General features: G+C 59.0%; 25 protein-coding genes and 1 pseudogene. 19 read left to right on the plus strand and 7 right to left on the minus strand.

The genetic code is table 11. From position 1 onward, the window contains the following. Positions 1 to 160: 160 nt before the first annotated feature. On the minus strand, positions 161 to 322 hold the full coding sequence (locus FJ960_RS29370) for a hypothetical protein (RefSeq protein WP_181166167.1): 162 nt from the start codon (positions 320 to 322) through the stop codon (positions 161 to 163). Between FJ960_RS29370 and FJ960_RS00430 the strand changes: the two genes are divergently transcribed. The 14 genes and pseudogenes from FJ960_RS00430 to FJ960_RS00495 all read left to right on the plus strand — a co-directional run bounded on the left by FJ960_RS00430 (position 309) and on the right by FJ960_RS00495 (position 16,473). Beyond that, positions 309 to 1,577 (plus strand): oligosaccharide flippase family protein, encoded by a 1,269-nt coding sequence (locus tag FJ960_RS00430; RefSeq protein WP_246672567.1) that lies wholly within the window; start codon positions 309 to 311, stop codon positions 1,575 to 1,577. The two genes, FJ960_RS29370 and FJ960_RS00430, sit on opposite strands and share 14 nt — an antisense overlap. Positions 1,578 to 1,711: 134 nt before the next feature. After that, positions 1,712 to 1,957 (plus strand): acyl carrier protein, encoded by a 246-nt coding sequence (locus tag FJ960_RS00435; RefSeq protein ID WP_027144021.1) that lies wholly within the window; start codon positions 1,712 to 1,714, stop codon positions 1,955 to 1,957. Between the two features lie 2 nt (positions 1,958 to 1,959). Further along, positions 1,960 to 3,165 carry an acyl-CoA dehydrogenase family protein gene (locus FJ960_RS00440; protein WP_140711413.1) on the plus strand — a complete coding sequence of 402 codons (1,206 nt, stop codon included), beginning with the start codon at positions 1,960 to 1,962 and terminating at the stop codon, positions 3,163 to 3,165. A gap of 1 nt (position 3,166) precedes the next feature. Then, on the plus strand, positions 3,167 to 4,090 hold the full coding sequence (locus FJ960_RS00445; protein WP_140711414.1) for an amino acid--[acyl-carrier-protein] ligase: 924 nt from the start codon (positions 3,167 to 3,169) through the stop codon (positions 4,088 to 4,090). 1 nt (position 4,091) lies between these two features. Next, the gene (locus FJ960_RS00450) at positions 4,092 to 5,087 is read left to right on the plus strand and encodes a DUF1839 family protein (protein ID WP_140711415.1); all 996 of its coding nucleotides are present in this window, start codon (positions 4,092 to 4,094) and stop codon (positions 5,085 to 5,087) included. A 41-nt stretch (positions 5,088 to 5,128) separates the two neighbouring features. Continuing rightward, the gene (locus FJ960_RS00455; RefSeq protein ID WP_140711416.1) at positions 5,129 to 7,639 is read left to right on the plus strand and encodes a glycoside hydrolase family 2 protein; all 2,511 of its coding nucleotides are present in this window, start codon (positions 5,129 to 5,131) and stop codon (positions 7,637 to 7,639) included. Continuing rightward, positions 7,636 to 9,387: an alpha/beta fold hydrolase gene (locus tag FJ960_RS00460; RefSeq protein ID WP_140711417.1), complete on the plus strand. Its 1,752-nt coding sequence runs from the start codon at positions 7,636 to 7,638 to the stop codon at positions 9,385 to 9,387. The genes FJ960_RS00455 and FJ960_RS00460 overlap by 4 nt, the downstream gene beginning before the upstream one ends. A 109-nt stretch (positions 9,388 to 9,496) precedes the next feature. Beyond that, entirely contained in the window at positions 9,497 to 9,964 is a 468-nt protein-coding gene (locus FJ960_RS00465) for a hypothetical protein (protein ID WP_140502747.1), read from the plus strand. Positions 9,965 to 10,136: 172 nt separating this feature from the next. After that, entirely contained in the window at positions 10,137 to 12,059 is a 1,923-nt protein-coding gene (locus FJ960_RS00470) for a GumC family protein (RefSeq protein ID WP_140711418.1), read from the plus strand. 70 nt (positions 12,060 to 12,129) lie between these two features. After that, positions 12,130 to 13,476 carry a VpsF family polysaccharide biosynthesis protein gene (locus FJ960_RS00475; RefSeq protein ID WP_140711419.1) on the plus strand — a complete coding sequence of 449 codons (1,347 nt, stop codon included), beginning with the start codon at positions 12,130 to 12,132 and terminating at the stop codon, positions 13,474 to 13,476. A 201-nt stretch (positions 13,477 to 13,677) separates the two neighbouring features. Continuing rightward, positions 13,678 to 13,755: pseudogene (locus FJ960_RS29725) on the plus strand (L,D-transpeptidase); the annotation flags it as partial. 186 nt (positions 13,756 to 13,941) lie between these two features. Next, entirely contained in the window at positions 13,942 to 15,054 is a 1,113-nt protein-coding gene (locus tag FJ960_RS00485) for an alpha/beta hydrolase (RefSeq protein ID WP_246672569.1), read from the plus strand. An 83-nt stretch (positions 15,055 to 15,137) separates the two neighbouring features. Further along, positions 15,138 to 15,662: a hypothetical protein gene (locus FJ960_RS00490; RefSeq protein WP_140502751.1), complete on the plus strand. Its 525-nt coding sequence runs from the start codon at positions 15,138 to 15,140 to the stop codon at positions 15,660 to 15,662. Positions 15,663 to 15,771: 109 nt separating this feature from the next. Beyond that, positions 15,772 to 16,473 (plus strand): hypothetical protein, encoded by a 702-nt coding sequence (locus FJ960_RS00495; RefSeq protein ID WP_140711420.1) that lies wholly within the window; start codon positions 15,772 to 15,774, stop codon positions 16,471 to 16,473. A 268-nt stretch (positions 16,474 to 16,741) separates the two neighbouring features. On the opposite strand, the gene FJ960_RS00500 is transcribed toward FJ960_RS00495, so the two are convergent. Further along, entirely contained in the window at positions 16,742 to 17,032 is a 291-nt protein-coding gene (locus FJ960_RS00500; RefSeq protein WP_140711421.1) for a hypothetical protein, read from the minus strand. A gap of 604 nt (positions 17,033 to 17,636) precedes the next feature. Between FJ960_RS00500 and FJ960_RS00505 the strand changes: the two genes are divergently transcribed. The 5 genes from FJ960_RS00505 (at position 17,637) to FJ960_RS00525 (ending at position 21,331) form a co-directional block, all read left to right on the plus strand. Then, positions 17,637 to 18,119: an Hsp20 family protein gene (locus tag FJ960_RS00505; protein WP_140711422.1), complete on the plus strand. Its 483-nt coding sequence runs from the start codon at positions 17,637 to 17,639 to the stop codon at positions 18,117 to 18,119. A gap of 68 nt (positions 18,120 to 18,187) precedes the next feature. Further along, the gene (locus tag FJ960_RS00510) at positions 18,188 to 18,640 is read left to right on the plus strand and encodes a hypothetical protein (RefSeq protein ID WP_140711423.1); all 453 of its coding nucleotides are present in this window, start codon (positions 18,188 to 18,190) and stop codon (positions 18,638 to 18,640) included. A gap of 46 nt (positions 18,641 to 18,686) precedes the next feature. After that, positions 18,687 to 18,986, plus strand: a complete 300-nt coding sequence (locus tag FJ960_RS00515; RefSeq protein ID WP_140711851.1) for a DUF982 domain-containing protein — start codon at positions 18,687 to 18,689, stop codon at positions 18,984 to 18,986. Between the two features lie 328 nt (positions 18,987 to 19,314). Then, the gene (locus FJ960_RS00520; protein ID WP_181174119.1) at positions 19,315 to 20,709 is read left to right on the plus strand and encodes a site-specific integrase; all 1,395 of its coding nucleotides are present in this window, start codon (positions 19,315 to 19,317) and stop codon (positions 20,707 to 20,709) included. Continuing rightward, the gene (locus FJ960_RS00525) at positions 20,702 to 21,331 is read left to right on the plus strand and encodes a hypothetical protein (protein WP_140711425.1); all 630 of its coding nucleotides are present in this window, start codon (positions 20,702 to 20,704) and stop codon (positions 21,329 to 21,331) included. Before FJ960_RS00520 ends, FJ960_RS00525 begins: the two co-directional genes overlap by 8 nt. Before the next feature lie 72 nt (positions 21,332 to 21,403). Here the strand turns inward: FJ960_RS00525 and FJ960_RS00530 are convergent, their stop codons facing one another. From FJ960_RS00530 to FJ960_RS00550, 5 genes are all read right to left on the minus strand, one after another. Next, positions 21,404 to 22,018, minus strand: a complete 615-nt coding sequence (locus FJ960_RS00530; protein ID WP_140711426.1) for a hypothetical protein — start codon at positions 22,016 to 22,018, stop codon at positions 21,404 to 21,406. 65 nt (positions 22,019 to 22,083) lie between these two features. Further along, entirely contained in the window at positions 22,084 to 22,848 is a 765-nt protein-coding gene (locus FJ960_RS00535) for a hypothetical protein (protein ID WP_140711427.1), read from the minus strand. Positions 22,849 to 22,868: 20 nt separating this feature from the next. Then, positions 22,869 to 23,147: a hypothetical protein gene (locus FJ960_RS00540; RefSeq protein WP_140711428.1), complete on the minus strand. Its 279-nt coding sequence runs from the start codon at positions 23,145 to 23,147 to the stop codon at positions 22,869 to 22,871. A 534-nt stretch (positions 23,148 to 23,681) separates the two neighbouring features. Then, positions 23,682 to 25,553, minus strand: a complete 1,872-nt coding sequence (locus tag FJ960_RS00545; protein WP_181174120.1) for an AAA family ATPase — start codon at positions 25,551 to 25,553, stop codon at positions 23,682 to 23,684. A 507-nt stretch (positions 25,554 to 26,060) separates the two neighbouring features. Beyond that, positions 26,061 to 26,255 carry an AlpA family transcriptional regulator gene (locus tag FJ960_RS00550; protein WP_140711430.1) on the minus strand — a complete coding sequence of 65 codons (195 nt, stop codon included), beginning with the start codon at positions 26,253 to 26,255 and terminating at the stop codon, positions 26,061 to 26,063. Between the last annotated feature and the right edge of the window lie 177 nt (positions 26,256 to 26,432).

Consider the following 26,432-nt stretch of genomic DNA (forward strand, 5'->3'; position numbering starts at 1 on the left):
CTTAAGGAATGGTCTAGCAATCCTCTACAATACCTCAGACAGATGTTCTTCATACCCCATGGATCGCGTTTTCTCGGGCGGCGGAAAGGCAAGCGCAGAGAGTTCGTTAACCTTTCGAACCGGTCGCCTCGGCGGTAATCGCTTAGCTCATACATTCCTGTTAGCAGTCGGCGAGAATTATCCAATCGACAGGACGAGAATTGATTGCGTCGCTCAGAACATTGATCGGTCGATCCGCAGACATTCGGGTATTCAGCGCCGGGCTGCTCTGGTCGACCTTTGGAACGGTGATCGTTCGGCTGACGCCGATGATCACCACCATTTTGATTTCACACTGGTTCGGCATTGAATTCGTCGGCAAATTCGGAGTGACCTACGGCACACTGATGTCGAGCAGCCTGCTGGCATCCGCCGGTGTGAGCCTGATGGCGACGCGCAATATCGCCGCCTACTCGATAAACGACCCCGCCACGGCGGGCCGCCTGGCCGGCATGGCATTCCTCCTCACCGGTGGCGCCGCGGCATTGATCGGCCTGATGATCTTCCTGTTCGCGCATGAGATCGCCGGTCGGCTGCTGAAGCAACCGGAACTCGCTTTCTATCTCCAGATCATCGCGCCTGTGATTGTGGTCAACGCGATGAACACGGTCCAGACGGCCATCCTGAGCGGTATCCAGGCCTTCAGGACCATCGCTCGCCTCAACGTGATCTTTGGTGGATTGATGATCACGCTGGTGCCTGTCGGGCTTTACTTTTACGGCCTCTCGGGCAGCTTTATCGCCTTGGGCTGCGCTTATCTGGGTGGATGCCTCATCGCCTATCCGGCCGTAGTGGCAGCGCTTCGCCGGCGCGGTATTGAGATTGCGTTCCGGGAGGCATTTTCGCAGTGGCGGCTGGTTACACGCTATGCGGTGCCGGCGCTGCTTGCCAGCCTGCTGTACGAGCCGGTGAACTGGATCTGCACGGCGATGGTGGTCAACAATCCCGACGGTCTTGCCCAGGTCGGCCTGTACTTCATTGCCATGCAGTTGGAGACGCTGCTGCTGTTCGTGCCGCAGATCGTGGTGCAAGTGGTTATCCCGATGCTGTCGACCGGCTTTGGCGAGGCCGACCGCCGGCGTGTGATCAACGTGCTTGGCATGGGCATCGGCACCAATATAGCCATAGCCATAGGCTTCGTCGTGGTCATGATGACGTTCGGCAACTGGTTCCTTGTGCTGTTCAAGCTCGATCCCGCCCAGCACTGGCCGATTTTCATGATCGTGGTGCTCGCGGCCGCCATCATCGCCGCTGCCCTGCCGCTCGGACAGGTCCCGGTGTCCTCCGGTTACATGTGGACCGGACTTTCGATCACGGCTGGATGGGCGCTGACATTCATCATCGCAACGTGGTTTCTGCAAGATCGTGGCGCTCTCGGCATCGTTATAGCCCGCGCCATCGCCTGGTCACTGCAGACGGTGGTCTATATCGGGTTCACCCGCTTCGCCATTGGCCGGACGTGCGGTGAAAAGGGCACGTTGCTTCGCGATCGTGACCTTTCCACTGCGCCCGCCAAGTCGGCATCCTTGGATGCCTGATGGTGCTTCGGTGTGAAACATAGGCATTATAATGGATCCGGAAGTCGTTGGTTAAGCATAATCGCGGATACGATTTCGCATTAACTGCGCCGCTAGAGTTGAAGCGTATCTTCCAGACAGGGAGACTTGGACAGATGATCAATCGTATTCGTGCACTTTTCGCCCGCAACGAGGCGCTTTCATTCAACATCGAAACACTCTCCGATCATGACAACCTTTATGATGCGGGGATGACGTCGTTCGCCTCCGTCCAGATCATGCTGGCGATCGAGGAGGAATTCGACACCGAATTTCCAGAGGAAATGTTGACACGGCGCACATTCGCCTCGCTTGCCAACATCGCCGAGGCGGTCTCCAAACTTGCGAGGCAGGCAGTCTGACCATGAATGTCGCGAAAGCAATTGGCGTCGCCCCTGCCGGCATGCACAGTGACGCCCCCACGGCGCGCATGGCCCGTGTTGCCGAGGTTGCGGCCAAGGCGGCCGATTCCGTCGATCGCGACGCCCGTTTCCCCCACGAAGTCTTCGATGCATTGAAGCAGGAAAGCCTTCTTGGCGTGGCTGTGCCGATTGAATTCGGCGGCCAGGGAATGGGCCATGCCGCTATTGCCGACCTGATCGTCCAGCTGGCGCAGGCCTGCGGTTCCAGCGCGATGATCTATGGCATGCACCAGATTCAGATTGCGAGCTTGGCCAGCCATGGGACCGGCAGCGAATGGCATCGTGCCTACATGCGTCGCATTGCGAGCGAGCAGCTGCTGATGGCATCCGCTACCTCCGAGGCGGGCATTGGTGGCGATCTTCGCAATTCTATCTGCGCGCTCAACGTCATCGATGGCCGCTTCTCGTTGACCAAGGATGCGACCGTGATTTCCTACGGCGCCTTTGCCGACGCCATCCTGGCCACAGCGCGCCGGGCACCGGACGCAGCCGGCACCGATCAGTCCATGATCGTCATACCCGCCGACGCCAACCGCACGCTGGAGCGCAAGTCCGTTTGGGACACGCTCGGCATGCGCGGCACCTGTTCCGACGGCTTTCTGCTGACCGCAACCGGCGATGCCGCGCAGATATTCACCAAGCCGTTTTCGGAGATCGCTGCCCAATCAATGCTGGCGAGTTCGCACATCTACTGGGCAGCGACATGGTTTGGCATCGCGGCCGATGCCTTCGGGCGTGCCCAGGCCTTCGTCAAGCAAGCCGCCCGCAAGCAGCCAAACCTGACGCCGCCAGGCGCGCTCCGCCTGTCGGAGGCAGCCGCCAAGCTGCAGGAAATGAAGGGACATCTCGTTGCCGCCATCCGCCGTTTTGAGATCGCCGAACGCAATGAGGACGATCTCTCCTCGATAGGCTTTGCCGCTGAAATCAACGCGCTGAAGGTGGCCGCGAGCGAAAAGGCGGGCGAAATCGTGCGGCTCGCAATGCTGATCTGCGGCATCCTTGGCTATAAGAACGGCACGCCGTTCAGCGTCGGCCGGCATCTGCGCGACATCACCTCCGCTACAGTGATGATTTCGAACGACCGCATTCATGCGAACACATCGACGCTGCTCCTGATGAGCCGCTTCGATGCCGGGCTGGGAGGTTGAGATGGATACCGGGACATTCACCTCAAAGGACCTGCTCGACAAGCTGTTCGATAACGGCATCCTGTTTGAGACCGGCGTCGACGGCCTCTATGGCCGCTCCGGCATGTTCGAGGAAGTCATCGAACGTTTCGAGCGCCTGGTCACGCGCCTCGGCGCGGTCGACAAGCCTACCCGTATCCACTTTCCGCCTGGCATGAGCCGCGCGACGCTGGAAAAAAGCGGCTACATGAAAAGCTTTCCGCAGCTTGCCGGGTGTGTGCACTCCTTCATGGGCGGCGAGCGCGACCATGCCAAGCTGCTTGGCATGATGGACGCCGGCCAGGACTGGACCGAACTGCAGCAGCCAACGGAGTTGGCGCTGACGCCTGCTGCTTGCTATCCGCTTTATCCGACGGTCGCCGCGCGCGGACCAGTTCCGATGGACGGTCTCCTGTTTGAACTCTCATCCTATTGTTTCCGGCATGAGCCATCGCAGGACCCGGCCCGCATGCAGCTTTTCCGAATGCGGGAATTCGTCTGCATCGGTACGGCCGATCATGTGCATGCGTTTCGCCAGAGCTGGCTTGAGCGTGGCAAGGCGATGATCGAGTCGCTGGAGTTGCCTTGTGAGCTGGATCTTGCCAACGACCCGTTCTTCGGTCGCGGCGGCAAGATGCTGGCCAACAACCAGCGCGACCAGGGGCTGAAGTTCGAGCTGCTGATACCGGTGAGCAGCCAGGAAAAGCCGACAGCCTGCCTGAGTTTCAACTATCACCAGGATCATTTCGGCCAGACCTGGGGATTGAAGTTCGCCGATGGCAGCCTGTGCCATTCGGCCTGCGTCGGCTTCGGCCTGGAACGGGTGGCGCTGGCGCTGTTTCGTCATCATGGCCCCGACGCTAATGCCTGGCCGCCGGCTGTCCGCGCGGTTCTCTGGGATGCCTGACATGAACGCCGTGATCCCCGGTCTCGACCCGGCGGGCTACAGGCCGCATGAATTGCACAGCGCCGAACGACGCTGGCCGCAGACAAATTGCTACGTCGACCTGCTGATTGAAGTCATGCATGCGACCGGCCATGACCCGGTGGCCGCGCTCGGCTTTACCCTTGCCCAGGATTTCGAAGGCGATCAGTTCACCTTCTTCAAGTTTCCGATCGCCGATCTGCAGCGGCTTGCGGGTCTCGATATCCAGGAACTGGCGATCTTCGACCGGCTGGAAACGCATGTTGCGACGCAGATCGACCTCGGACGCCTGCCGCTGGTGGAAGTCGATGCTTTCTACCTGCCCGACACAAGGGGAATCACCTATCGCGCGGCCCATTCCAAGACGACCATCGGTATCAATGAGGTCGATCCGCGGACGCAGCGGATGGTCTATTTTCACAATGATGGTGTCTTCGCACTGGGTGGTGAGGACTATGAAGGCATCTTCGGCGGCGCGGACCTTGCAAGCGCGGGCTCGTTGCCACTGTTTCCCTACGCGGAGTTCGTGAAATTCGGCGTCACGCAGCCGCCGGAAGACATGGCACGAGCAGCCGCGACACTGCTCTCACATCACCTGTCACGCCGCCCGAAGCACAATCCGTTGCGATCCTACGCTGCTGCGTTCGGCCGCCATGTCGATATGCTGATCCACCGCCCGCCGGAGTATTTTCATATCTACTCCTTCAACACGTTGCGGCAGCTAGGCGCGAATTTCGAGCTTCTCGGCAGCCATCTGGAGTGGCTCGGGAAAAATCGCCGCGAGAGTTTCGAGCAAGCGGCCAAGGCCGCCGGCGATATCGCCGAAGGCGCCAAGGTCATGCAGTTCAAACTCGCCAGGGCCATGGCGCGCGGGCGTTTCGATGGCCTGGAGGCGACGCTGGAACCGATGGCCAGCGCTTATGATGTTATCATCAACGTGCTTGACGCGCGCATGGCAACCCTGGCGGAGGCGGCCTGAACGGCGAGCGGAATTCGGCTGCCGTAGCCTGGATCAGATCCATGACGACAGTGATCTCCGTCGCCGATTCAGCTGAGTTGCTGGAAGCAGGATGGCAGCTTGCCCTGACGCCGGCTGGTGCATGGCGCGGGCCGGGCGATGCTGACCCTTCGGCAACATGGCTGCGCGCCACATGTCCTGGTACCGCGGCGGCGGCGCTCGAGGCGGGCGGCCTTTGGGATCGGCAAGCACCGATGCCATTGCACGACAAGGACATCTGGTATCGCTGTCGCCTTGAAGCCAGCGGGCCGGTGCGGCTTGTCTTCGAAGGCCTTGCGACGATTGCCGAAATCTACATCGACGATCGATTGGTCCTTGTCTCCACCTCCATGTTCGCGCCTTGTCAGACGTCGCTGACGCTGAAAGGCGGCGAAATGCTTGCCATCGCGTTTCGCAGTCTTGACGCCTATATGGACGGCCTCAAGGGTCCGCGGGCCCGCTGGAAGGCGCGCATGATTGACGATCAGCGCTTGCGGCTCGTTCGCACGACCCTGCTTGGCCACATGCCGGGCTGGTGCCCGGCCTTCGACGTGGTCGGCGCATGGCGGCCGGTTCTGCTGGTGCGCGAGAATTTGGCTTCGCGCGTCGCTAGCGTCGACATGCATTCCGATCTCGAAGGGACTACAGGCAGGCTCGATGTCGAGCTGACGCTCTTCACGCCGCTTGTCGACGGCGAAACCGCCTTTATCAGCTGTGCCGGAAAAACCGCGACGCTCACCAGCGATGGCGAGAAGCTGAATGCGCGCCTTGACATCGCCAACATTGCGGCTTGGTGGCCGCACAGCCATGGAACGCCGGATCTTCATGGTGTCAGCGCTACCATCGGGAGTAACGAGGTAAACCTCGGACGTGTCGGCTTTCGACGCCTGGAGCTGGATCGCGGCCGTGACGGGCGCGACTTTCGGCTGATCGTCAACGGCATCCCGGTCTTTTGTCGCGGCGCGGTTTGGACACCGTCGGACATAGTGTCCTTGGACGGGAGCGCGGCGCCTTTGGACGCCGCCTTGCGCCTGGCAAGTGATGCCGGTGTGAACATGCTGCGTGTCGCCGGCCCCTTCGTCTATGAATCCAACGCCTTTCATGCCCTGTGTGACGAACTCGGCATACTCGTCTGGCAGGATTTGATGCTGGCGAATTTCGACTATCCCGCCCGGGATGACGAATGGTGCGCTGCGCTGGCGGCGGAGGTAGAAGCATTGCTGCGACGATTGCGGCACTCGCCTTCGCTTGCTGTGATTTGCGGCGGCAGCGAAATCGCCCAGCAGGCGTCGATGATGGGAATTCCAGCGTCCATGGACCCGACGCCATGGTTCGACACGGTGGTGAGGCCGCTTGCGGGCGCCATTAGACCTGATCTCGTGCAGGTTGCTTCCTCGCCGCATGGCGGCAGCCTGTCTTTCACCGCTGAAGCCGGACCGGTGCATTATTACGGCGTGGGCGCTTATTGCCGGCCGCTGGAGGATGCGCGCCGTGCCGAGGTCCGCTTCGCCAGCGAGTGCCTTGCCTTCGCCAACGTGCCGGATCAGGAGACGCTGGACGCCTTCCTGGCCGTTGCGCCCGTGCATGACCCACGCTGGAAAGCCGCGACGCCGAGGGACGTTGGGGCGTCTTGGGATTTCGAGGATGTACGCGACCACTATCTGGAAAACGTCTTCGGCGTCGACGCCCGTGCGTTGAGGCTGCAGGACGGTGCACGCTACCTCGACCTCTCGCGTGCCGTGACGGCCGAGATTGTGGAGCGCACGATTGACGAATGGCGCCGACCGGCCTCGCCGACGGCGGGTGCACTGACCTTGTTCTGGAAAGATCTGGCCGTCGGCGCCGGCTGGGGTGCGATCGATGCGACCGGCCGGCCAAAATCGGTTTGGCATGCGATGAAGCGGGCCTTCCATCCGCTGCGCCTGATCCTTAGCGATGAAGGCTTGAACGGCCTCTATGTGCATGTGATCAACGATGGACCGGACCTGGTTGAAGGCAGGCTCACCCTGACCTGCCTGCGCGATGGTTTGACACCGGTCGTCACAGGCAAACGCGAGATCGCGGTTGCGGCGCATGATGCCGTGACGGTTTCGGCCTTCGAGCTGTTCGGTGCGTTCTTCGATATCTCTTACGCCTATCGCTTCGGTCCGGTTGCGCATGAGTTGAGCGTGGGGCAGTTTACGGATTCGCAGGGAACCCAGTTGGCGGAAGCCTTCCATGTTCTGCCCAATATCATGACGAAACGGTGCGATGTCGGCCTTCGCGCCAAGATCGAACCTGGCAGCGATTGCTGGCGACTTCGGCTCGCCTGCGACAGAGCCGCGTATTATGTCCATGTCGGCGGTCCCCATTATCGGGCCGAAGAGGATTATTTTCATCTGTTGCCTGGTCGCGAAAAAACAGTGCGGCTGGTCGCGTTGACAGGCGCACCGATGCCTATCGGGACCGTTACAGCCCTCAATGCGCAGCAACCTGTTGTTTTCGACCTGACCGAGCCGTTCCCTAAAAAGGGTGCAGCCAGGGGCATTTCGTGAGGCCGATCGTCTTCGAAGGGACTGTCGGCTGGGTTCATCCCGCAGGGGACAGCCGGGGCGTGGTTATAGCGGGCGCGCACGGTTTCGAAGACCTTTGCAGCCGGCGTTTTCTCACGTTGATGGCAAGGCGGTTGGCCCAAGCTGGTCTACCGGTTCTGCAATTCGACTATCCAGGTTGTGGAGACGCCACCGGCGATCACACCGAGCCCCATCGCGTGGCTGCCTGGGTGTCGAGCATCGAGACGGCGATAGCGCGACTGAAAGCCGAAACCGGCGTGACCGATGTGCTGGTGATCGGCTTCCGTCTCGGTGCTCTCCTTGCTCCATCGGCCATAGTCGGACGGGATGACGTTGCCGGTCTGGCACTGCTTGCGCCGCCAATATCGGGCAAGGCCTATGTGCGCGAGATGGCAGGCCTGGCAAGAATGATCGACGCAGCCCTGCCGCCATACGGCACTGAGGTCGAGCCATTCGACGGCATCGAAACCGCCGGCTTCAGGATGAGCGCCGAGACGATCGCGGATCTGCGGACGCTTGAGTGGCGTGAACTCGCCGGTTCCTTGCGCCAGGATGTTCTCCTTGTGACGACACAACCCGCCACGTCGCATTCGGCGCTCGCCGAAGGCGTGGCCGCGGCCGGTGGCAGCGTGCGGATCGAGACATTTGCCGGTTTTGCCCGGCTGATGAGCAACCCGACCGCCAACGACATCCCGCAATCCACCCTTGAGATGGTCGTGGGGTGGGCAGTCGAGCGCCGAAAGCCCGTCGGCGCGGCTTCCCACGAGCCGGTGGCCACCGCGCCAGTGTTTCTGGCGGCGGGTGGATATAACGAATGGCCACTGGTCCTCGCGCCCGCGCCGGAGATTTGCGGCGTGCTGTGCATGCCTGCCCAGGCCAAGCCCCAGGGACAGGTCGCCCTTATCCTCAATGCCGGCGCGATACCGCATATCGGTTGGGCACGTGGTGCGGTCGACATGGCGCGTTCACTCGCCCGAGATGGCATAGCCTCGCTGAGGGTCGATCTGCCGGGCCTCGGCCAGAGCGGGACGCCGGACGAGAAGCGGCTGTTTCTCTACGATGAGCGCGGCCGCGATGACATGCTGCGTATTGTAAACTGGCTCGAGCAGCATGGATTTGATCAGGTCAGCGCGATCGGCACATGCGCCGGGGCCTATCAGGCGTTCCATGCCGCGCGATTCGATCGCCGTATTGCCTCGTTGACCATGGTCAATCCTTTGTGCTTCGCATGGAACAGTTCATATGCCCTGGACATGGAACTGTCGAAAGTCAGGGACAATGCGCGTGGCTCACTCAAACCAGAGGACGGCGCCGGCGAGGCGGATGTGGCTGAGCCGCATTCACACGGGACGGCCTTGAGATCACCTCGCTTGAAAGCGCTCTTGTCGAGACTTGGTGGGCGCACCCTGCGCTTCGGCCTGGAACTGTCGAAATCCACGACGTCCAATTTTTGGCGCAGGCGCGGTTCGGGAAGCCAGTCCGTGGAAACCTGGATGAAAAATCTGACCGCGCGTGGAACGCGCGTCTTGGTGGTAAGCGCCGAAAGCGATCGGAGCCTGGATGAAATTGCTCGTCACTTCGGGCCGGACGGCGAGCGTTTGAGGCGCATGCAAGGTGTCACTCTCGTGCGTCTGGATGCCGCCGATCATACATTGACGCCGGCCCATGCACGCTCTCGGCTTGTCGAGCACGTCACACAGTTGTTAAGCCCCGCCGCCGATGGGCGGTAGGGACCTGGGGCCTGCTCGACGGCCAATCGACAGCCGGCACTTTAATTCTTTATTTCCCAAACTGGCATACCAATTGGGAGAGGCTTTTTATCTTCATGGATATCGCGGAATGTCCAACGCGCGAAACACAGCCGTCAGGCCGGGTGAAAACTCAGATTTGCCACCGTCGAGCGAGAAAAAATTGAGATTGCTGTCCTTGATCACCAATTTGCTGCGCAAGAGGAGCGGCAATATAGCGGCTTCACAGACCGGCGTGATCTACGGGGATGACGATTTTGCCGGCTCGCCTGCCAGACTACGGCTCCTTGATCCACTGGAACTGGACTACTTTCCTCATGACAACGAGATATTCCAAGACCAGGATGAGAATACTGCTGAAACCATCCACAGCATTCATGCCGAGCTCGCCGAACTGCACGCCAGCGTGGCCGAACTGATGCAATCTTCAAGCAACGGACAAGCTAAAATTGCAAGCTCAGCCTATGTCGGACGTGGATTTTCGAAGGGTGCTTCCACGGACTACGGCACGATTGAGGAGCCGCATGAGGCCTCTCCTTGGGAGCACATCCGTCGCTGACCAGATGTCAGTCAGATCCCGGACTGAGACCTCGCCCTGACCGGCGTCTTCCCGATGAGGGTGGCTCCGGCATCGCGGCTGAGGAATATCCTGTAACCCGATATTAAGCATATCCGCGCATGGATTATTGGCGATATGCGCACGATGATTTTAGTGCGGTGGAGACGAGACTATGGCGACCTCCATGGGCGGCATTTCACGCGATCGATCTGCCGTCAGGCGAGCGCAGGTCGATACCTCGGTGGATTTGCTCGGCCTTGCCGATACGCTAATCCGCCGGCGCTGGATCGTTCTTTCGTTCACGCTGACCTTCGTCGCCTTGGGACTGTTGGCGTTGTTCCTGATTTCGCCGCGGTATACAGCGACGTCGCGCATCCTTATCGACCCGCGTGAGCAGCGGGTCATGCAGAACGAGGTGGTGCAGCAAGGCTTCGGCTCCGACATGGCGCTGGTGGAAAGCCAGATCGAGGTGATCACCTCGGAAGCGGTGCTCAAGCGGGTTGTCCAGAGCAGCGGTCTTGCCACGGATCCGGAATTCATATCCGCCATCAAAAGCGGGCAAGATCCCTCCGTCGTTGCGCTTGAAGCGCTGGCGCAAGCGACCAAGGTCGTGCGGCCCGAAAACACTTACGTGCTTCAGATCAGCGTCACCAGCAAAGAAGCCATCAAGTCGGCTCGTCTCGCGAACGCCGTGGCTGCCGCTTATTTGGGCTATCAGGCCGAAACAACTTCCGGCACCGCACGCGACGCCAGCACGTCGATCCGTGACCGCCTCGCACAATTGCAAAGCGAGTTGAATAGCTCGGAGGAAGAGGTCGAAGCCTTCAAGCGCGACCACAATGTTTCGGAATCGGACGGACGATTGCTCGGCGATCGCGAACTGACGGACCTTTCGGCTCGCCAGTCGGCTAGTGCTGCGCGAGTCAACGAAACAAAGGCCCGGTTCGAGGTTATGCAGGCCGCGCTGAAGACGCGCGGAGATGTCAGCACGGTCATCACCGGTACCGACAGCGCCATGGTCGACCTGCGCACCCAGCTTGGCGAGGCGCAGCGAAACTTGGCCGAGCTCCAGCAGATCCTCGGACCACGTCATCCGCGCGTCACGGCTGCCGAAGGGCAGGTTATGCAAGCTCGCGCGACAATCCGTGCGGAAAGTGAGCGGCTGGTGCAAGCCGCGCAAGACGACTATCGCGCAGCTGTTGACACGCTGAACAAGGTCACCGGAGACCTTAATGCCGCCAAGACAGCTTCCTTCGATACCAACCAGGATCTGATCAAGCTGCGTGAACTTGAGCGCAAGGCGCAGTCCAGCAAGGTCGTCTACGAGGCGTTTATGGTCCGCGCCAAGGAAACCGCCGAGCAGGAAAATATTTCACCGCCCAATGCCCGTATTATCGCTGAAGCGGCGGTTCCAGGTTCGTCCTCGTATCCACCTAAGTTGCCGCTGCTTATCGCCGCCGGACTGTTGGGCTTGTTCATAGGCGTCTTTGCCGCGATATTGCGGGATCTGGCTGCCGGCGCGCTCGCCGCGCGTCCTCAGGCTCAGCCTTTGGAGCCTGCCAAGGCGGACATCGGCGGCGGGCTTGTAACAGTCGTCTCCATCCATGATCCCGCCCTTGCCCGTCAGGCCGCGTTCGAGTTGGCGCGAGACGCAATGGCGGCCGACCAGAAGGTCATTTTCATCGATCTCGCGTCTGATGCACCTTCCGACATAGCCGGACTTGCAGAACTAGCAATTGGTGAATCCCCGGTCGCGAAAGCGATCCGGATCGGCCGTAAATCGGGACTTCAGATGCTCAACGCCGGGCGCAAGGATACTGTCGCGCGCCTGTCGCCCGGAAAAGTGGAAGCGGTCCTTGGGGCGATAATTCAGGAATATGACCACATCGTTGTCAATGGAGGGACACTCGAGGCCAGCCCCGGTCCCATGGCCGATGTGATTGCCGGATATTCCAGCCGGTCGGTGTTGGCGGTGCGGGACGGTGTGTTTGGCCTACGCGAACGCCAGGCTTTAAATGCGTTGGCCGGCGATGGCGACATGGATGTTTCGGTGGTGTCGGTTGAGAAGGACGTGGCTATCGATCAGGCCGCATGAAGTTCCCCTGGCCAAGAAATTGCGACGCGGCGAAAGGCATTCATCGGCCCAACGCGGCCACTGAAAGTCAATGACAATGGGATCAATAGAGTATCGGCTGAACGTGGCCGATTTCCCTCTAGAGGTGCAAGGCGACCCTGCGTCCTGGCGGCAGTTGGTCGATCCGCTCATTCTGCTGGCCACGGTACTTTTATTCTCCCTATCAAACTATGCGCTCGACTTTCTCGGCATCCCGTATGATTCATCGAGCGGATCGATCGTCACCAAGATCCATCCGGCAACCTACACATTTGGCTTGGCGCTGGTCCTGGCGGTGCTCGCCAATCGAAACCCGGTCGGCTACGCGGTCTCCCTTCTCGTTCGTTGCGCCGGATCGACCAGCCTGCTCGCCGCTTGCCTGCTGCTCTGGTACTTCATCTCCCGTTACAAGCCCGATCAATCCGCCTCCTTCCTGATCGACGCGTTGATGGTCGCGGCCGTTATTACCATGCTGTTTTGCGACTCGGGCGAGAAGCTGCGGCTTTATGCTGCCCGTTGCCTTCACATGCTGATAGTCCTCAATTGCCTGATTGCGATCGCCGAAGGCTTGACATCGTGGCGACTGTTTCCCTTCCTCATTGAGGATCGGGTCCAGACCTGGGATCATCGGGCCACGGCTTTGCTTGGCCACCCGCTTGGTGGTGCGCTGGTCACTGGCGTCTACGCGGTGATCCTGATGACTGTGAAAGATGTTCGCGGGCTGAGCCCGCGCTGGCGCCTGCCCATCATACTCCTGTGCATGGCGACGATGCCGCTTCTCGGCGCCCGAACCTCGTTTGCTGTTGTCTATGGCGTGGCGGCGGTGATGGGCCTGCTCTTCATTTTGAAGCTGATGCGCGGCGGCGCGATTTCAGTGCGCGCATTGCTCGCCATTCTCGTTCTTGCACCGCTTGGCGTAGTCGCTGTCGCGGCAATGTACCAATTCGGCTATTTCGATAATTTCCTCGCGCGTTTTACCAATGACAGCGGCAGTGCGGCGACTCGCATTCAGTTGTTTCGCCTGTTCGACAATTTCGGGCTGCGCGAACTGCTCATCGGATTTAATCAGGACGAACTGGAGACCAGTGTACGTATAAACGGCCTCAGCGAGGGTATCGAGAACGCGTGGGCTGGCCACCTGTTGCGCTATGGTCTCGTCTTCTCGTCGGTTCTGTGGCTGGGCATCTTGAGCTGGTTTATCGAGATGCTGCGGGTCGGCGGCCGTGGCGCGATCCTGCCGCTCTTTTTCGCATTGCTGATCAACTCCACCAGCGTCGGCATAAGCGCCAAGACGACGATGCTGACCATGCCGGCCGTGCTGATACTGGCACTTGTGGCAAGGACCAGAGCAATTCCAGGAAGAGCAATTCCAGGAAGAGCAATTCCAGGAAAAGCGTGAGCGGTTTCCGTCCGGAATTGCTTACGGAACCACTTATCGGGAGCCGGTCGCAGCGGCCGGGGCGGCGAGGGGAGCGCGCTAACCCCTCTGAGCGAAGCAGTTCGAGCCCGTATCCATCTCAAACGCGGCCGCACATATCCCTCAACGCAAGTCTGCTGCCTCCCCAGCGGTGCCGAAGTTTACATTTGCGCGCCCGACGCTGCCGGGCCCAACAATCCTGTCGGATCGGTCTGGATCGATCTGTCCATTGAAAGTTACGGGACTCACGGCACGCCCGAACGAGGCGCGAGTCCGGCGCTCAGCGCTTGATTGTGAAGTTCTACTTCATAGCTCATCGACGTTATCGCCAATAGTCGATCGCAGGGAGCGGCGGTACCTCTCCCGTGGAAATCTGGACTCGCGCCGCAATTCGAGCCTGCGACGTCGTCGATGCTCCAGATGCGCGAGGATCAAGAGAGACACACAATGGCCGACGCGACATTTTCCCGACGCGAGGTGCTCTTGGCAGGGGGCGCGCTGACAGTCGGCGCTACTCTCGCAAAGCCACTTGAAGCCGCTGCCGCTCAACTCGCCGTAGGCGGCCCAGAGCCGACGTCGTGGGTGGATCCGACGATGCCCGACGTTACGCATCGCATGATCGAGACAAACGGCATCCGGCTGCACGTGGCCGAACAGGGTGAAGGTCCGCTTATCATCCTCTGTCACGGCTTTCCCGAATGCTGGTATTCTTGGCGGCACCAGCTTGGCGCGCTGGCGAACGCCGGGTTCCGTGCGGTAGCGCCCGACTTGCGCGGCTACGGGCGGAGCGACCGCCCGGAGGATGTGGAGAAATATACGATTCTCCATAATATCGGCGACATGGTGGGCCTTCTCGACGCCCTTGACGCCAGACAAGCCGTGATCGCCGGCCACGACATCGGTGCTGCGATAGCATGGCAAACAGCGCTTCTGCGCCCCGATCGCTTCCGGGCTGTTGTCGCGCTCAGCCCGCCGTTCCGCTCGCGAGGGTTCGGCGACTCAGGGCCGCCGACGACGCTGATGCCACACACCAAGGACGCCCTGTTTTATCAACTCTATTTCCAGACCCCCGAGGCTGAGGCGGCGCTCGAAGGCGACCTGCGTCGCACCTTCCGTTCCATGTTCTACTCGCTCTCGGGCGACAGCCCGCCACAGGCAGGCGCCGGAGGATTTGCCGCCGGAATGGTGCCCCGGAACGGAGATTTCCTGACCAATCCGGTGTCGTTGCCTTCCTGGGTCAGTGAGGCCGACATCGATATCTATGTCGAGGAATTCACGCGCAGCGGATTTCGCGGCGCTCTGAACTGGTGGCGCAACATCGATCACAGTTGGGAGCTCATGGCCGCGTTCAGCCAGGCGGTGGTGACTGTTCCGGCGCTCTACATTGCGGGCGAACACGACATGATCGTGGAGCTATTTCAACCGATCATCGCAAAACAGTCGGCAATGGTTCCCAAGCTCCGGCCCGCAGTCATGCTGCCGGGCTGCGGTCATTGGACCCAGCAAGAACGTGCGCCGCAGGTGAACGCCGCCATGATCGACTTCCTTCGGACCGTTTAGTCGAGGAAGGCTGCTCGGCCACCGAACGCGACGTTCGAGGCCGCCGGCGGATTGACGAACGAGACCAGCTTATAGGAGCTCACATGTCGTCGCAAACCGTGTTCCTAACCCAGCTCGTCCTGGGGTATGTCTCGTGGCTGCTTTTCTTTGGCGCGTACATCTGGCCAAGGCTCAACGCGATGGATCACTTCGATGCGCAACGTGCTATTGCGGCCGTGCACATTTTCCGCGTCATCGGGCTTGCCTTTCTCCTTCCGGGGGTCGTCGGCTCCAACCTGCCTGACGGCTTCGCCACGTTCGCGGCCTATGGCAACTTCGCGACCGGGGCGTTATCCATGCTGGCGCTGCTCGCGATCAGGATGCGTCCGCTGTTCTGGCTGCTCGTGCTCGCCTTCAACCTTATAGGGGTGGCGGACATTGCCCTCGACTCCTACCACGCAGTCCAGGTCAATCTTCCTGCAGCCGCGGGCGAACTCGGCGCCATGTACGCGTTCCTGATCATCTATATGCCGTTGCAGATGATCTCACATCTCACCGCATTCTATCTGCTCGCGCGTTCTCAGTTGAACACCGTTTCGTCCGGCGTCGGCGATGCGGCCGGGTCCTAGCGCTCTCCGTCTTCTGTGCTTCGTGATGGCTCGCCAACCCGCATCGCCGCGAAAGCCACTGTATAAGCTCATACCCGCGCGGGACTGACGGAGCATGGTGTCGAGATCGATGAAAGCAACCGCACTCGCAATCCTTCTGATTGTGACGACAGCCGCCGGCCTCGCGGTCGCATATCCCACGGCGGCCGCTATAGCGTGCCCGAGCTGCCTGGGGTTCAAAAAGGCCTCGGGTCAAGTCTATGTCGAGGAGGGGATGACGCCTCAGCAGCAGGCAGCAGCGCTTGAGACAATCGCCATGGCTCGCGAACGGCTTCGCCAGTTCTACGGGGCGACAGAAAGTAATCCCGAGATCTTCGTCTGCGGTGACGACAATTGTTACCGCATGATCGGCGGTGGCAAATCGCGCGGCATGGCTGTCCTCAATCTCGCGCTGTTCCTCTCGCCCGAAGGCGTGATCGTTACCATTGCATCACACGAGATGTCGCACATCGAACTTCATGTCCGGATCGGGCTGGTCAAGACTTTCCGTCGTGATGTGCCGCAATGGTTTGATGAGGGCGTTGCGGTCCTGGTTTCGGATGACGACCGCTACCTGAAGCCAATATCATCGCCCGATCGTTGCCTGGTTGAACCGGATGGCGCGCTGCCGACGACGAGGAGCGCCTGGATTGAAAGTGCGGCATCGGCCAGCCTGTACGCGAAAGCTGCCTGCCGGGTAAGCAGGTGGATTGCAGATCACGGCGGCTCCCACGCCGTGACGCGGCTGTTAGAGAAAATCGTCGCAGGCGAATCCTTTGAGATGGCCTATTGATCGCCTTTTGCGCCCCTGCTGGAAGGTCACTGCCGGGTTCAGCAGCAGACCGCCACCACCTGCGACAGCGTATTGAGGTCCAGGCCATAGAGCCCGCGCCGCAGAGCAATACCTGTGGAGCTAGTCCATCGTGCCGCGGGCCTGGCCGGTTCCGGTCAGCGGTCGCGAGTGACGATCAACCTCCGGGGGGTGCAGTCCGCTTAGGACCCGAGGGCGGCACTCGCTGATGATGGGTGCCGCCTTGCGCGTCCGTCAGGCGACAGGGCTGTTACCGGGCTTTGGCCGATGGTGCCGTCTTACCCTGAGTCACCGACGGCGGGGTCCTGAGTGAGGCACCGGTCTGCGTATCAGTGGCCGGTACGGTATGCTCCTCGCCCGACAGCGGACTGCCCTGGCCCGGCACAGCGTCGGCTGTCGGCGCGCTGTTGTTTATGCCGTTCATGAACGGCTGGCTCGAGGTCGTCAGGCCCCCGGCCGACGTGGCGGTGAAGAGGTGATCGGCTGCCGACGCGGGGCCGGCAAGCAGCGAAAACGCCGCAATGACGATGAGAGTTCGCATGACGGATACTCCGATAACAGCCTGTCCGATGCCGGCCTTACGGCGGCAGGGACGGCCGTCCCTTCACGATCCCAACGCCGCGCTTCTCGCTGCGTCCCGATAGTTTCGTTTTCGACGCAAAGAAATGTCTTTCACTGGTACACACCGGCGTGCGGCTGCAGAGCGAGCTCAGGCGCTTTGTGAGCGTGGATGGAAAGGCGTCCGGATTGCACGTTGAGTTGCCCGTGAGGTTGCGCCAGTCTTCACCGAGCAAGTCCGCTCCGCGCCGCGCGGCTGCTGAGAACCCTCTCATCACGCAAGAGGTGGCTGGGCGTGTGACCGCTCCTGACCAGAGGCCGAACCTGGCGCGCACTCGCACGGGCAGGCGTTCCATCACAGAAACCATTTTCCCGCTTCGAACCGAACGCTTTCGCCGCAAAATTCGCCGCGAAAGTCGGACGTATGCCGATCATGAACGACCGTGGTGCCGCTCCAAAAAAAATTCGGGCGACCTCTTGAACAAAAAAAACGTGATTCCCAGATCGTTTCCGTCGAGGCTTCGGCTCGACATAGTTCGTCGCGGCGGCGCTGCCGCGACCCATGTTGCTTCACGGAGGATATGGCTATGAGAAGCTTTGATTATTCCCCCCTTTACCGCACCACGGTCGGCTTCGACCGACTGTTCGACATGCTCGAAAACGGCGTGCGCTCCGACTGGCCTCCCTACAATATCGAGAAGAATGGCGACAACGATTATCGTATCACGATGGCCGTCGCCGGCTTCGGTGTTGACGAAGTCGAGCTTGTGCAGAACGGCCCTGAATTGTCCGTGACCGGACAGAGGAAGCCCGATCAGCAAAATCGGGAAATCCTCCATCGCGGCCTTGCGACAGGAAACTTCAAGCAGGTGTTCAAACTTGCGGACCACGTCAAGGTCAAGGCGGCCAATATTCATAATGGCCTGCTGTCGGTGGACCTGGTCCGCGAAGTGCCCGATGAACTCAAGCCTCGGCGCATCGAGATCGGCTCCGAAGCCAGAGCGGTTCCGCTTCAGGACAGCGGCAACAAGCAGTCCATAGATTCAGAGCCGCAACGCAAGGTGGCCTGATACCGGAAACCTCAGTCTGTGGTCCGCCTCCCGGCTTGGCCGGGAGGCACAGATCGCGGAGAATGGAGATGAGATCGCAAGCTTACTGTTTTCATGAATCCAAACTGACAGATCACGTTGCGGGATTCGCTGCCGTGCGTACACCGGAGGACGTCCTGAACGAAGAAATGACGATCGACGAAAAGAGGGCTTTGCTCGCCTTCTGGGCTTCGGACGCCAATGCGGTTCCTGACAATCCCGCCCTACGCCAGTTGGACAGCGGTGCCGTTGCGCAGGTCAGAGAGATTCTTCATGCGCTCCGCACCCTGGACGAGATCGGGCGCAAGCCGCCAGCCAGGGCACCGGTTGACCGCAGTCCGTCTTCAGACCGGCGTCGCAACAAAGCCAGGCGCGGTTGGATACGGTACCCCTGGCGAGATGACGATGACGATGATCCGCCGCCGGTTCCGGCGTATGCCGGCGTTCCGCCCAGATGTGGTGATGGCGGCATGTTCGCGGAGCCTGAGCATGCCGTCGCGTGAAAACCTGAATCGGCAAACCAATTCGTTCAACCCAATGGAGGACTACATGGACGACAGGACGTTCGATCGACCGGTGTTGGTCAAGGATGGCCAGTTCATTCACGAAGTAGGAAGTCTTGAGGATGCCTTCGATTTCCTGGACGAGTGGCCGCGGGAGCGGCGGGGCCCGATTTTCGAAACGGCTTTCCGGGCTTGCCAGCGTGCTTACGATGGCCAGATACCACTGTCGGTCGCGCGCGATGCCGTCGCTGGCTTCGCGAGATCTGTCAAGATCCTGCAGGAGCCGCTTGCTCCGCTGCCCTGGATGAGTGGTACCAAATCAGGCCGCGGTGGGATAGCCGCCTAGCTGCGACACGGCAGCGGCACTGCCCAGAGGTGTCGCTGCCGCAGCTCAGTACGGGTAGCCGACCAGTCAAGCCCACTACGCCGCCGTGTGTGGTGCCCGCGCATACTCTTTGGAAATGTTGGCTCCCCGGGCCGGATTCGAACCAGCGACCAACCGGTTAACAGACGTATAGGCGCGGGTTTCGCAGCATCTCTTACCGTTTCGCCGCCTCTCATAAACCATAGTCATTTCAGATGGATGCCCTCGCATCACCATTCATTGTGTTGCATCTGGCAACATGGTATTGCATCAAAAGTGTTGCCACGACGTTGCCATGGGAGCCCAGGGCATGGAAAATCGATCCTACAGCACCGACCGCGAGTTGAAGGCGTTGCGGCCTGCTGGCAATTGGTATGACGTTAAGGACGAGAAGACGCGCAATCTAATGGTTCGCGTTGGCCCGAAAAACGAGAAAGGCGAGTTTCGCCGGACCTTTGTAATGGTCACTCGTTTTCCGGGATCGAAGCATCCAACGCGCCACGCATTTGGCGAATATCGCGAGAGCGGAAAAGGCGATCTCACACTTGAGGAAGCCCGCGAACGTACTGACGAATGGCGCAAACTCATCAAACAAAACGTTGATCCGCGCGAGGCTCAGCGGAAAGCCAAGGAAGATGCGGAGCGCAAGCGTGATTTGCGCTTCGGTATCGTCGTTGAGGATTTCATTTCTGACAAACTTAAAAAGCAACGGCGTGGCAAGGTTGTCGAGTACGAGTTGAGGAAGGAAGTTCTTCCTTTCTGGAAACATAGGCCGATCACCGATATCACCGACGATGACGTTAAGGCGTTGATTAAAGGGCTTACGAAGCAGGGGAAGTTAGCTCACGCGCACAACGTCCTGACCAATATTCGCTCGTTCTTCAATTGGGCGATCAATCAGCCCTACGGCCTCAAATTGTCGCCATGCGATCGTCTGAAGCCCAAGGCGCTGATTGGGGAAAAGAAGCCCCGCCAGCGCGTTTTAGGCGACGATGAGCTTGCGGCTTTCTGGCGGGCGACCGCGCGCTTGGGGTATCCCTACGGCCCACTCTTCCGGCTCCTGGCTATCACGGGGCAGCGCAAGAGCGAAGTCGGCGAGGCTCGCTGGAGGGAATTCCATCCCGACTTGGTTCGGCTACTGCGCTCGCGCCAGCCAGGCGACGGACCGATAGATTGGAGCAACCTCGAAAAAGGCGCGAGGGTCTGGACGGTGCCGCCTGAGCGCTTCAAGTCGGATGCAACCCACATGGTGCCGCTGACTGACGACGCACTGACGATCTTGGAAGCCTTGCCGCATTGGGCCGGCAAGGGGAGCGGCGATCATCTGTTTTCGACCACGGCGGGCGTGTTGCCGGTAAACGGCTTCAGCAAGGCCAAAGAGCGGCTTGATGCGCGGATGCTCCGCACGTTGCAAGCGATGGCCCGGAAGCGCGGTGACGATTATGCAAAGGTCATTCTGCCCGATTTCGTCTTGCACGATATCCGCCGCACAGTTCGCACTCGCCTCTCATCGCTTCGCATTCCCACCGAGATTGCCGAAATGATCATCGGCCATGCCAAAAAGGGCATTGCCCGCATCTATGACCAGCATCAATTCGCGGATGAAATGCGCGAAGCTCATGAATTGTGGGCAGGGAAATTGCGTTCGATTGTTAATCCGCCGCCGGCCAACGTTGTCAGCTTGCGGAGCGCGCGGAATGGCTGATGAAAGGACTTTCGAGAGTGAATTGCCGAAACTATTCGCGTGGGTAGCGGACCAAGATAGCGGCTTGTTCGCTGAAGGCTTCGAGTTGACGTTGCGGAATTGCTTCTTGGGTGCATTCGAAGCGGATCGGACGCTTCCGCATCCGAAGAGCAAAGACAACGTGTTTATGGTGAAGTTGGCGGACCAAGCCGCCGCTCTGGCTCGCTCGATTGAAGCTTTGACTAAGCCCGGAATCTGTCACCCGCATCTAGCTCTGAAATTCATGGGAGCCGCTTGGGGGATAAATCACATTTCCCCCCAGCAAACCGCTTTGCTCGATACGCTCGACAACATCGAAAAAAGTGCTCGGAAATCGACGATTGGGAGCGCAAACGGTGCACCTCTTAAAACTGGAAAGCGCCGAATTGTCGAAAAGGGTTTCGAGTTCTTTCTTGCGTTCGGAACTCGGAAGCCCACCGAAAATCCAGATGGAGCTTTCAGCATTTTCTGTCGCGAATTCTATCACCGGGCCACCGGCATAGACCTTGATGCCAGGCGAAATGACAGCGAGCCCGGCATAGCGCGGCAAATCAAAGATGTGATGAAGCTCAATCGCGGCAAGATCGCCGCAAAATTCGGATAATACGGGGCGAACTCGCTTGTGAAAACCTTGGCCGACGTATCGCCTGACGGTTAGCGAGGTTTAGCCACTGGATTAATCATGCACGGCTCTGACCATCACCCCGCCGGATAGATTGATTATACAGACGATCTTATCGTCTGGAGCCGGTGACAAGGTAACCACCGTGGCCTCATCCGCCCAACCCGGATGCCGCTCGTTGATCATGAGAAAGCAAACGCGAGCCAAGTCCGAAAGGCTGTATACTGCGATGGGCATCACGCGGCGTGTCTCAAACAAATAGCGCCATTCCTCAAATGCCCTCGCGTACGAGGCGAGATCGTCAGCGAGTTGTTTTGCATCGCGGCCGTTCAGAGCTTCAAATCGTTTTTCAATTTCCTGCCGATCTGTGTCGCGGAGGCTGTTAAATAGCACCTGCAAATCGTGCCCCCGCCGCGTTCCGTTTGAGGCGATTAACAAGCTCTTGAAGTAAAGCTCGATTGCGAAAGCGAAATTCACAATCATTGGTGACGTTGGGGACTGAATTTTTCCGGCTAGTTTCCTGGACTCGCCGCATCTCAACGCCGCTATATGAAACGAAGCGCCGATGTTGAACGCTTGTTGATCTTCGGGTTGCACTCCGCTGGGTATAGACTTCGCTGCCTCAGCGGCCATTTTCTCAAGTTTAGCGATGACTTTTGGGTCTCGCATGAATGTTTTCTCTCCCAAACGACCAGCCGATTCGACCGTCAGTCTGCATCGCAGGGAAGGTCCAATCAAGCTTTGTAAAACTCGTCCCTAACGGCCTTCGTCGCCTTCATCCTCTTCGTGATCTCTTCAACGCGATGGCGCGGAAAGATCGCCTCGAGAGCCGGTAGCAACTCATCAAGCGTCCGCATATTGGTCGCCTTGGCTTTTTCAATGATCCTTTTGCGGGCGATCAGGTCGCCGGCCATTTTCTCGGCATGTCGATTGCGGAGCATGGCGCGCTGCTCATCCGTAAACCCCGTTAGAAACGCCGGCCCGATCAGAACGGCGGCCATAGTTTCCTTGTCGCCTGCATCAATGGCCTTCAGAGCGACTGAAAGACGGTCATTTTCCTTCAGGCCGAGAAGATGACGACGAATCTCATGCGAACGCGGGCCGTCCTCAATTTCGAGCTTTGCGCGGATATCGCTCTCGATACCCTCAATCGTCCGACTCGCAGTCGCCGTAGCTTCCGTAGCGCGCTTGGTGATGTCTTCAAGCCAGCTATCGGAGCGCTTTTTCATGTCCATCAAATTGGCTTCTGGTGTCATCGCAGGGTCTTGGGATCGCAGCGCCTCTTTCAAAGCCTTGAACCCGTTCCGGTAACTGTCGTGCGCCGCTCTCATCTGGCTCACAACGGCATCAGTCTTCGCGGCTTCCGCCAAATCTGGCTCTAGATATCGCTCGCCTAGCAGATAGTCGCCGCCGGCCTGATCAACGGCCTGGAAGTCGATAAGCGGTTCGCGCTGTTCAGGAGTGAGATACGGCGCACGCTGGTTTTGTGTGAGAGCCATTGGAAATTCCTTTCGGCATATCAATCGAGTTGGAGGCCGGTATCGTTGAGAATTCGGCGCAATGTGTTCGTCGCAACGTTAAACGCGTCAATGTCGACAACTTCGCCATTGACCAATCTCGCTTCAGTCGCTTCGCACCACATCACTAGGAAAGCGGCGCGTCGGAGCAACAATTCCTGTTGCGTAGTCATGCGCCGACCGACCCGAGAGAGTCCCAATTTCAATTCGCCGTTAAGTTGGAACAGGATTTCGCGATAACGGCGAGCGCCGGCAGTGCGACCGTCGATGCCGTCAAGCAAGGCGGACCCGTTGCCTATCCGGGTGCTAGCGGTCGGTCTTGCGTGCGCTATGGCGGGTCTTTTCATGGGCTACATGGGCCGTTTTAATGCTTGATGTTGCCATGCTGTTGCCAAATAAGTCAAATGGTCATTCGAAATTGACAACGTATAGAAATATCAACGTGTTAGTCATATAGACCAAACGGTTACGGACCGGTTGCCGAAAGATTGGATGACGTTGCGGTTGATTTGCGCGCCAGGGCCAAGGGAGCCCTGATTTGCCTGCAAACGAGCCGCAAGGGACGTGTTTTGGCCTTCGAGCGATGAAGTTTGGCCTTGGCCCGGAAGGCGCGTACTAGGGCCTCGCTGAGCGCGGAAAAATCGAGGGATTGTGTCCGTTGCATACAGATTATCGAAGCGGCAATAATTTCAGTTCGCCGACATTGTCCAGGGCCGGGAGGGAGATCATCCGTGACGGTCTATTAACACCGATCACACCAATCACAATGTGATGAGTGTGACCACCGTGATCGCTGTGATAAATGTGATTGATCTTTAGAAGAAACCGTTCCCCACAGGTACGCAGCGGTAGCTTCCGGGGGCAGTTTTCACGACCTCTCCCGCTTCGACCATCGATCCGAGCAATTTGCGAACATTGTCGCTAGGCATGTTCGTTACGTAGGCAATTTCCTTAGGCGACTTCACTCCGCCCGACGATTTGAGGAATTCGATGATCTTTGTTCGTTCGTCGCTTCGCCGCACTTCGCGTGGGTTACCTAGCAATTGCCAGCGACAAGTTTCGGCGTCGAACTGCACGGCAAACTCGAATTCCTGAATATCGCGTCCGCGACCGTAGAGAGTGCAACCGTTTGTGTCGCGGTCGAGGATAATTATGGTGTCGGCGGCACCGGATAATCCGAGCGTACCGGACACCGACTCGACGGGATCGACTTCGGCTTTAGCTTTGCGAGTGTGATGCACAACGATAATCGCGACGCCGAATTCCGATGCTAACGCCTGCAATCCTTTTATCGCGCCGTAATCCGCATCGTATTGTTGTTGCTGGTTAGGCTTTTTCAGTCCCCTAAACGCTGCAAGCACGTCAACGATGACCAATTTCGCGCCAGGATACCGCGACAGCCATTCGCGGATTTTGCTCACGCCGTCTGGGTCACGCGGCCATTCGGTCTCAAAGAAAAGACCGTCCGGAATTTCCAGCGCACCGTCGTTGGACAGTTTATGGAGGCGAGATTTTAAGCGGCGGCGATTATCCTCAAGCGCGAGATAAAGGACTTCCCCGCGCTCACAAGGCAAGTTACCCAAACAGTTGCCGCCCCCAGCCACGGCGATAGCGATTTCGAGGCAAGCCCAGGATTTCCCGAGCTTAGGTCTTCCCGCCAAGAGGGAAAGCCCTTCGGCGACAATTCCAGGAACAACATACTTGATCGGCGCGAATTCCATACTGGCAAGATCGCGTGCCGAGATAGGCCCTAATCCTTGTGGGCTTATCGCCTGAATTGGCGGTTTGAATGAATTCACAACGCCGGAAATGTCCATTGGCGGCAACTCCCCGTCGAACGCACGTCGAATGGTGCGGTCGCGATAATCTCTCCGCGTTTGTGTTTTCCGTCGCTGTCCGTGTGGGCTGGCGAGCCAAAGCCGTTCAATTTGAGCGGGGTCTTTCGCGTAGAATTGCAGAATGTTCACTAGAGCTTGATCGATAGCGCTTTCGTCCTTGGAATTGATGACCGATCCATCGCCGTTCCAAAGGGCCAGGAACTTTTCGCCATTTTTCGCCGTCGATGCCATATCGAAGATCGCAGCATCGGTTTCGGTCGCGGTAGCGTAGAACTGGCTGGTATCTTCGACGGTTGATATTGACCGGCCCATTTGCTCGCAAAGCGTATTCGCCAAGTTCTGGCGTTCGGCAATTGGCGAAGCCCGATAGACGTTGCCGGTCATAGTGAAGTACCGACCGCGCGAATAAATCTCGACCGCTTCGCGTCTACGCCCGCTCGAAATCTCCGCCTTAATTATGATATGCACGCCTTTCCCGCTTGGCGAGAATTCGGCGTAGCTATCGAACGCTTCCACAATGGAATTATGCCGCGCCACGATTTCCGCCTGTTTCTCGGGCGGGAATTTGGGCGTCCCGTCGTCCCTCAAAGCGTAGGGGTAATCTAGATCGATGCCGCAATAATCGTCATGTGCTGAAAACACGAAGCCGATGCCGGCATATCGGCCATTCCCGTTGTGATACCCTGAAACGGCTTCCTCAAATGAACACCACGTTTGCGGATCGGTTGTCGAAGCCGGCTTGCCCGAGCTCGGATTGAAGGGAGCCTTTGTCGGTTCCCACACGACCCATTGAATAAGCTGTCTAAGCTCACGCGGAATGTTATCGAAATTCCAATTCGGACTGGTCATTGCGTCACGTATCGCGAACGCCACGGTCGAAACCGGAAAAGACTTCGGCAACATACCGATAGCTGATCGCCAGCAAAGCCGCGTGTACCATGACGCGCGGATTTAGCCTGCCGACAATGTCCAAAACGTAATCTTCGGATTGCGGTTCGTCCCATAGCTTCGAGCCGCTGTGGAATGGGAACGCAACGGTGTTCCAGCTATGATCATGCCGCGAGCGGATCACGATTACCCAAGTAGGTCCGTCCGTCCGGCTTGTGCACGTTGCCTCCCAATCGTCTAACTGTCTAACGTGATATCGCGATTGCGGATTCGCTTGGAAGAACCGGCAATCAGCGGGGTTGGAAGCTCGTATGCTTAGACCGTGCCAACACACACCGTCACACCACGGCACTTGATGATTGGAGCCGCCTAGCATAAGTTTCGGTTTGGCATGGCCGGTCAGCTTTGCCGTTTCGGGGCTGGTCGCGCTGTGAACGCGAGCCGGCCCCCTTCGTTTTGCAAGCCCCATTACGCCACCTCCCGGTCGCGGGCTGCGATTTTCCGTTCTATGTACGCGTCGATCTCACTTTCGAGCCAGGCGTTGCGGGACGATCCAAGCTTGATTGGCTTTGGAAACTCGCCGGCCTTCATCAACCGCCAAATGTGGGGACGGCTAAAACCAATCCCTTTGGTCTTGAGCGCTTCGTAGCCGAGCAGTTGCATGGTTTTTCCTCTCATGCTGTTGCGATTGCATGAAAGGCTAAGTCGCGGTGTGGAGCCCCGGCTACGATAGAAGTCCAGTATTGTGGAGGGAGTTTTGTCGAATCGATAGCCAACTTTCAAAAATGGGCCTTGCAGGGATGTGGGCGAGCGTGCCTATTTTCCCTTCAAGTACAATGC

Source organism: Mesorhizobium sp. B2-3-11 (assembly GCF_006442215.1).
GTDB lineage: Bacteria > Pseudomonadota > Alphaproteobacteria > Rhizobiales > Rhizobiaceae > Mesorhizobium > Mesorhizobium salmacidum.

Bases quoted from the DNA above. Each gene is read 5' to 3' on its own strand.
- FJ960_RS00430 (WP_246672567.1), top strand. From the start codon at position 309: ATGATCACCACCATTTTGATTTCACACTGGTTCGGCATTGAATTCGTC.
- FJ960_RS29370 (WP_181166167.1), bottom strand. From the start codon at position 322: ATGGTGGTGATCATCGGCGTCAGCCGAACGATCACCGTTCCAAAGGTC.
- FJ960_RS00435 (WP_027144021.1), top strand. From the start codon at position 1,712: ATGATCAATCGTATTCGTGCACTTTTCGCCCGCAACGAGGCGCTTTCA.
- FJ960_RS00440 (WP_140711413.1), top strand. From the start codon at position 1,960: ATGAATGTCGCGAAAGCAATTGGCGTCGCCCCTGCCGGCATGCACAGT.
- FJ960_RS00445 (WP_140711414.1), top strand. From the start codon at position 3,167: ATGGATACCGGGACATTCACCTCAAAGGACCTGCTCGACAAGCTGTTC.
- FJ960_RS00450 (WP_140711415.1), top strand. From the start codon at position 4,092: ATGAACGCCGTGATCCCCGGTCTCGACCCGGCGGGCTACAGGCCGCAT.
- FJ960_RS00455 (WP_140711416.1), top strand. From the start codon at position 5,129: ATGACGACAGTGATCTCCGTCGCCGATTCAGCTGAGTTGCTGGAAGCA.
- FJ960_RS00465 (WP_140502747.1), top strand. From the start codon at position 9,497: ATGTCCAACGCGCGAAACACAGCCGTCAGGCCGGGTGAAAACTCAGAT.
- FJ960_RS00470 (WP_140711418.1), top strand. From the start codon at position 10,137: ATGGCGACCTCCATGGGCGGCATTTCACGCGATCGATCTGCCGTCAGG.
- FJ960_RS00475 (WP_140711419.1), top strand. From the start codon at position 12,130: ATGACAATGGGATCAATAGAGTATCGGCTGAACGTGGCCGATTTCCCT.
- FJ960_RS00485 (WP_246672569.1), top strand. From the start codon at position 13,942: ATGGCCGACGCGACATTTTCCCGACGCGAGGTGCTCTTGGCAGGGGGC.
- FJ960_RS00490 (WP_140502751.1), top strand. From the start codon at position 15,138: ATGTCGTCGCAAACCGTGTTCCTAACCCAGCTCGTCCTGGGGTATGTC.
- FJ960_RS00495 (WP_140711420.1), top strand. From the start codon at position 15,772: ATGAAAGCAACCGCACTCGCAATCCTTCTGATTGTGACGACAGCCGCC.
- FJ960_RS00500 (WP_140711421.1), bottom strand. From the start codon at position 17,032: ATGCGAACTCTCATCGTCATTGCGGCGTTTTCGCTGCTTGCCGGCCCC.
- FJ960_RS00505 (WP_140711422.1), top strand. From the start codon at position 17,637: ATGAGAAGCTTTGATTATTCCCCCCTTTACCGCACCACGGTCGGCTTC.
- FJ960_RS00510 (WP_140711423.1), top strand. From the start codon at position 18,188: ATGAGATCGCAAGCTTACTGTTTTCATGAATCCAAACTGACAGATCAC.
- FJ960_RS00515 (WP_140711851.1), top strand. From the start codon at position 18,687: ATGGACGACAGGACGTTCGATCGACCGGTGTTGGTCAAGGATGGCCAG.
- FJ960_RS00520 (WP_181174119.1), top strand. From the start codon at position 19,315: ATGGAAAATCGATCCTACAGCACCGACCGCGAGTTGAAGGCGTTGCGG.
- FJ960_RS00525 (WP_140711425.1), top strand. From the start codon at position 20,702: ATGGCTGATGAAAGGACTTTCGAGAGTGAATTGCCGAAACTATTCGCG.
- FJ960_RS00530 (WP_140711426.1), bottom strand. From the start codon at position 22,018: ATGCGAGACCCAAAAGTCATCGCTAAACTTGAGAAAATGGCCGCTGAG.
- FJ960_RS00535 (WP_140711427.1), bottom strand. From the start codon at position 22,848: ATGGCTCTCACACAAAACCAGCGTGCGCCGTATCTCACTCCTGAACAG.
- FJ960_RS00545 (WP_181174120.1), bottom strand. From the start codon at position 25,553: ATGACCAGTCCGAATTGGAATTTCGATAACATTCCGCGTGAGCTTAGA.
- FJ960_RS00550 (WP_140711430.1), bottom strand. From the start codon at position 26,255: ATGCAACTGCTCGGCTACGAAGCGCTCAAGACCAAAGGGATTGGTTTT.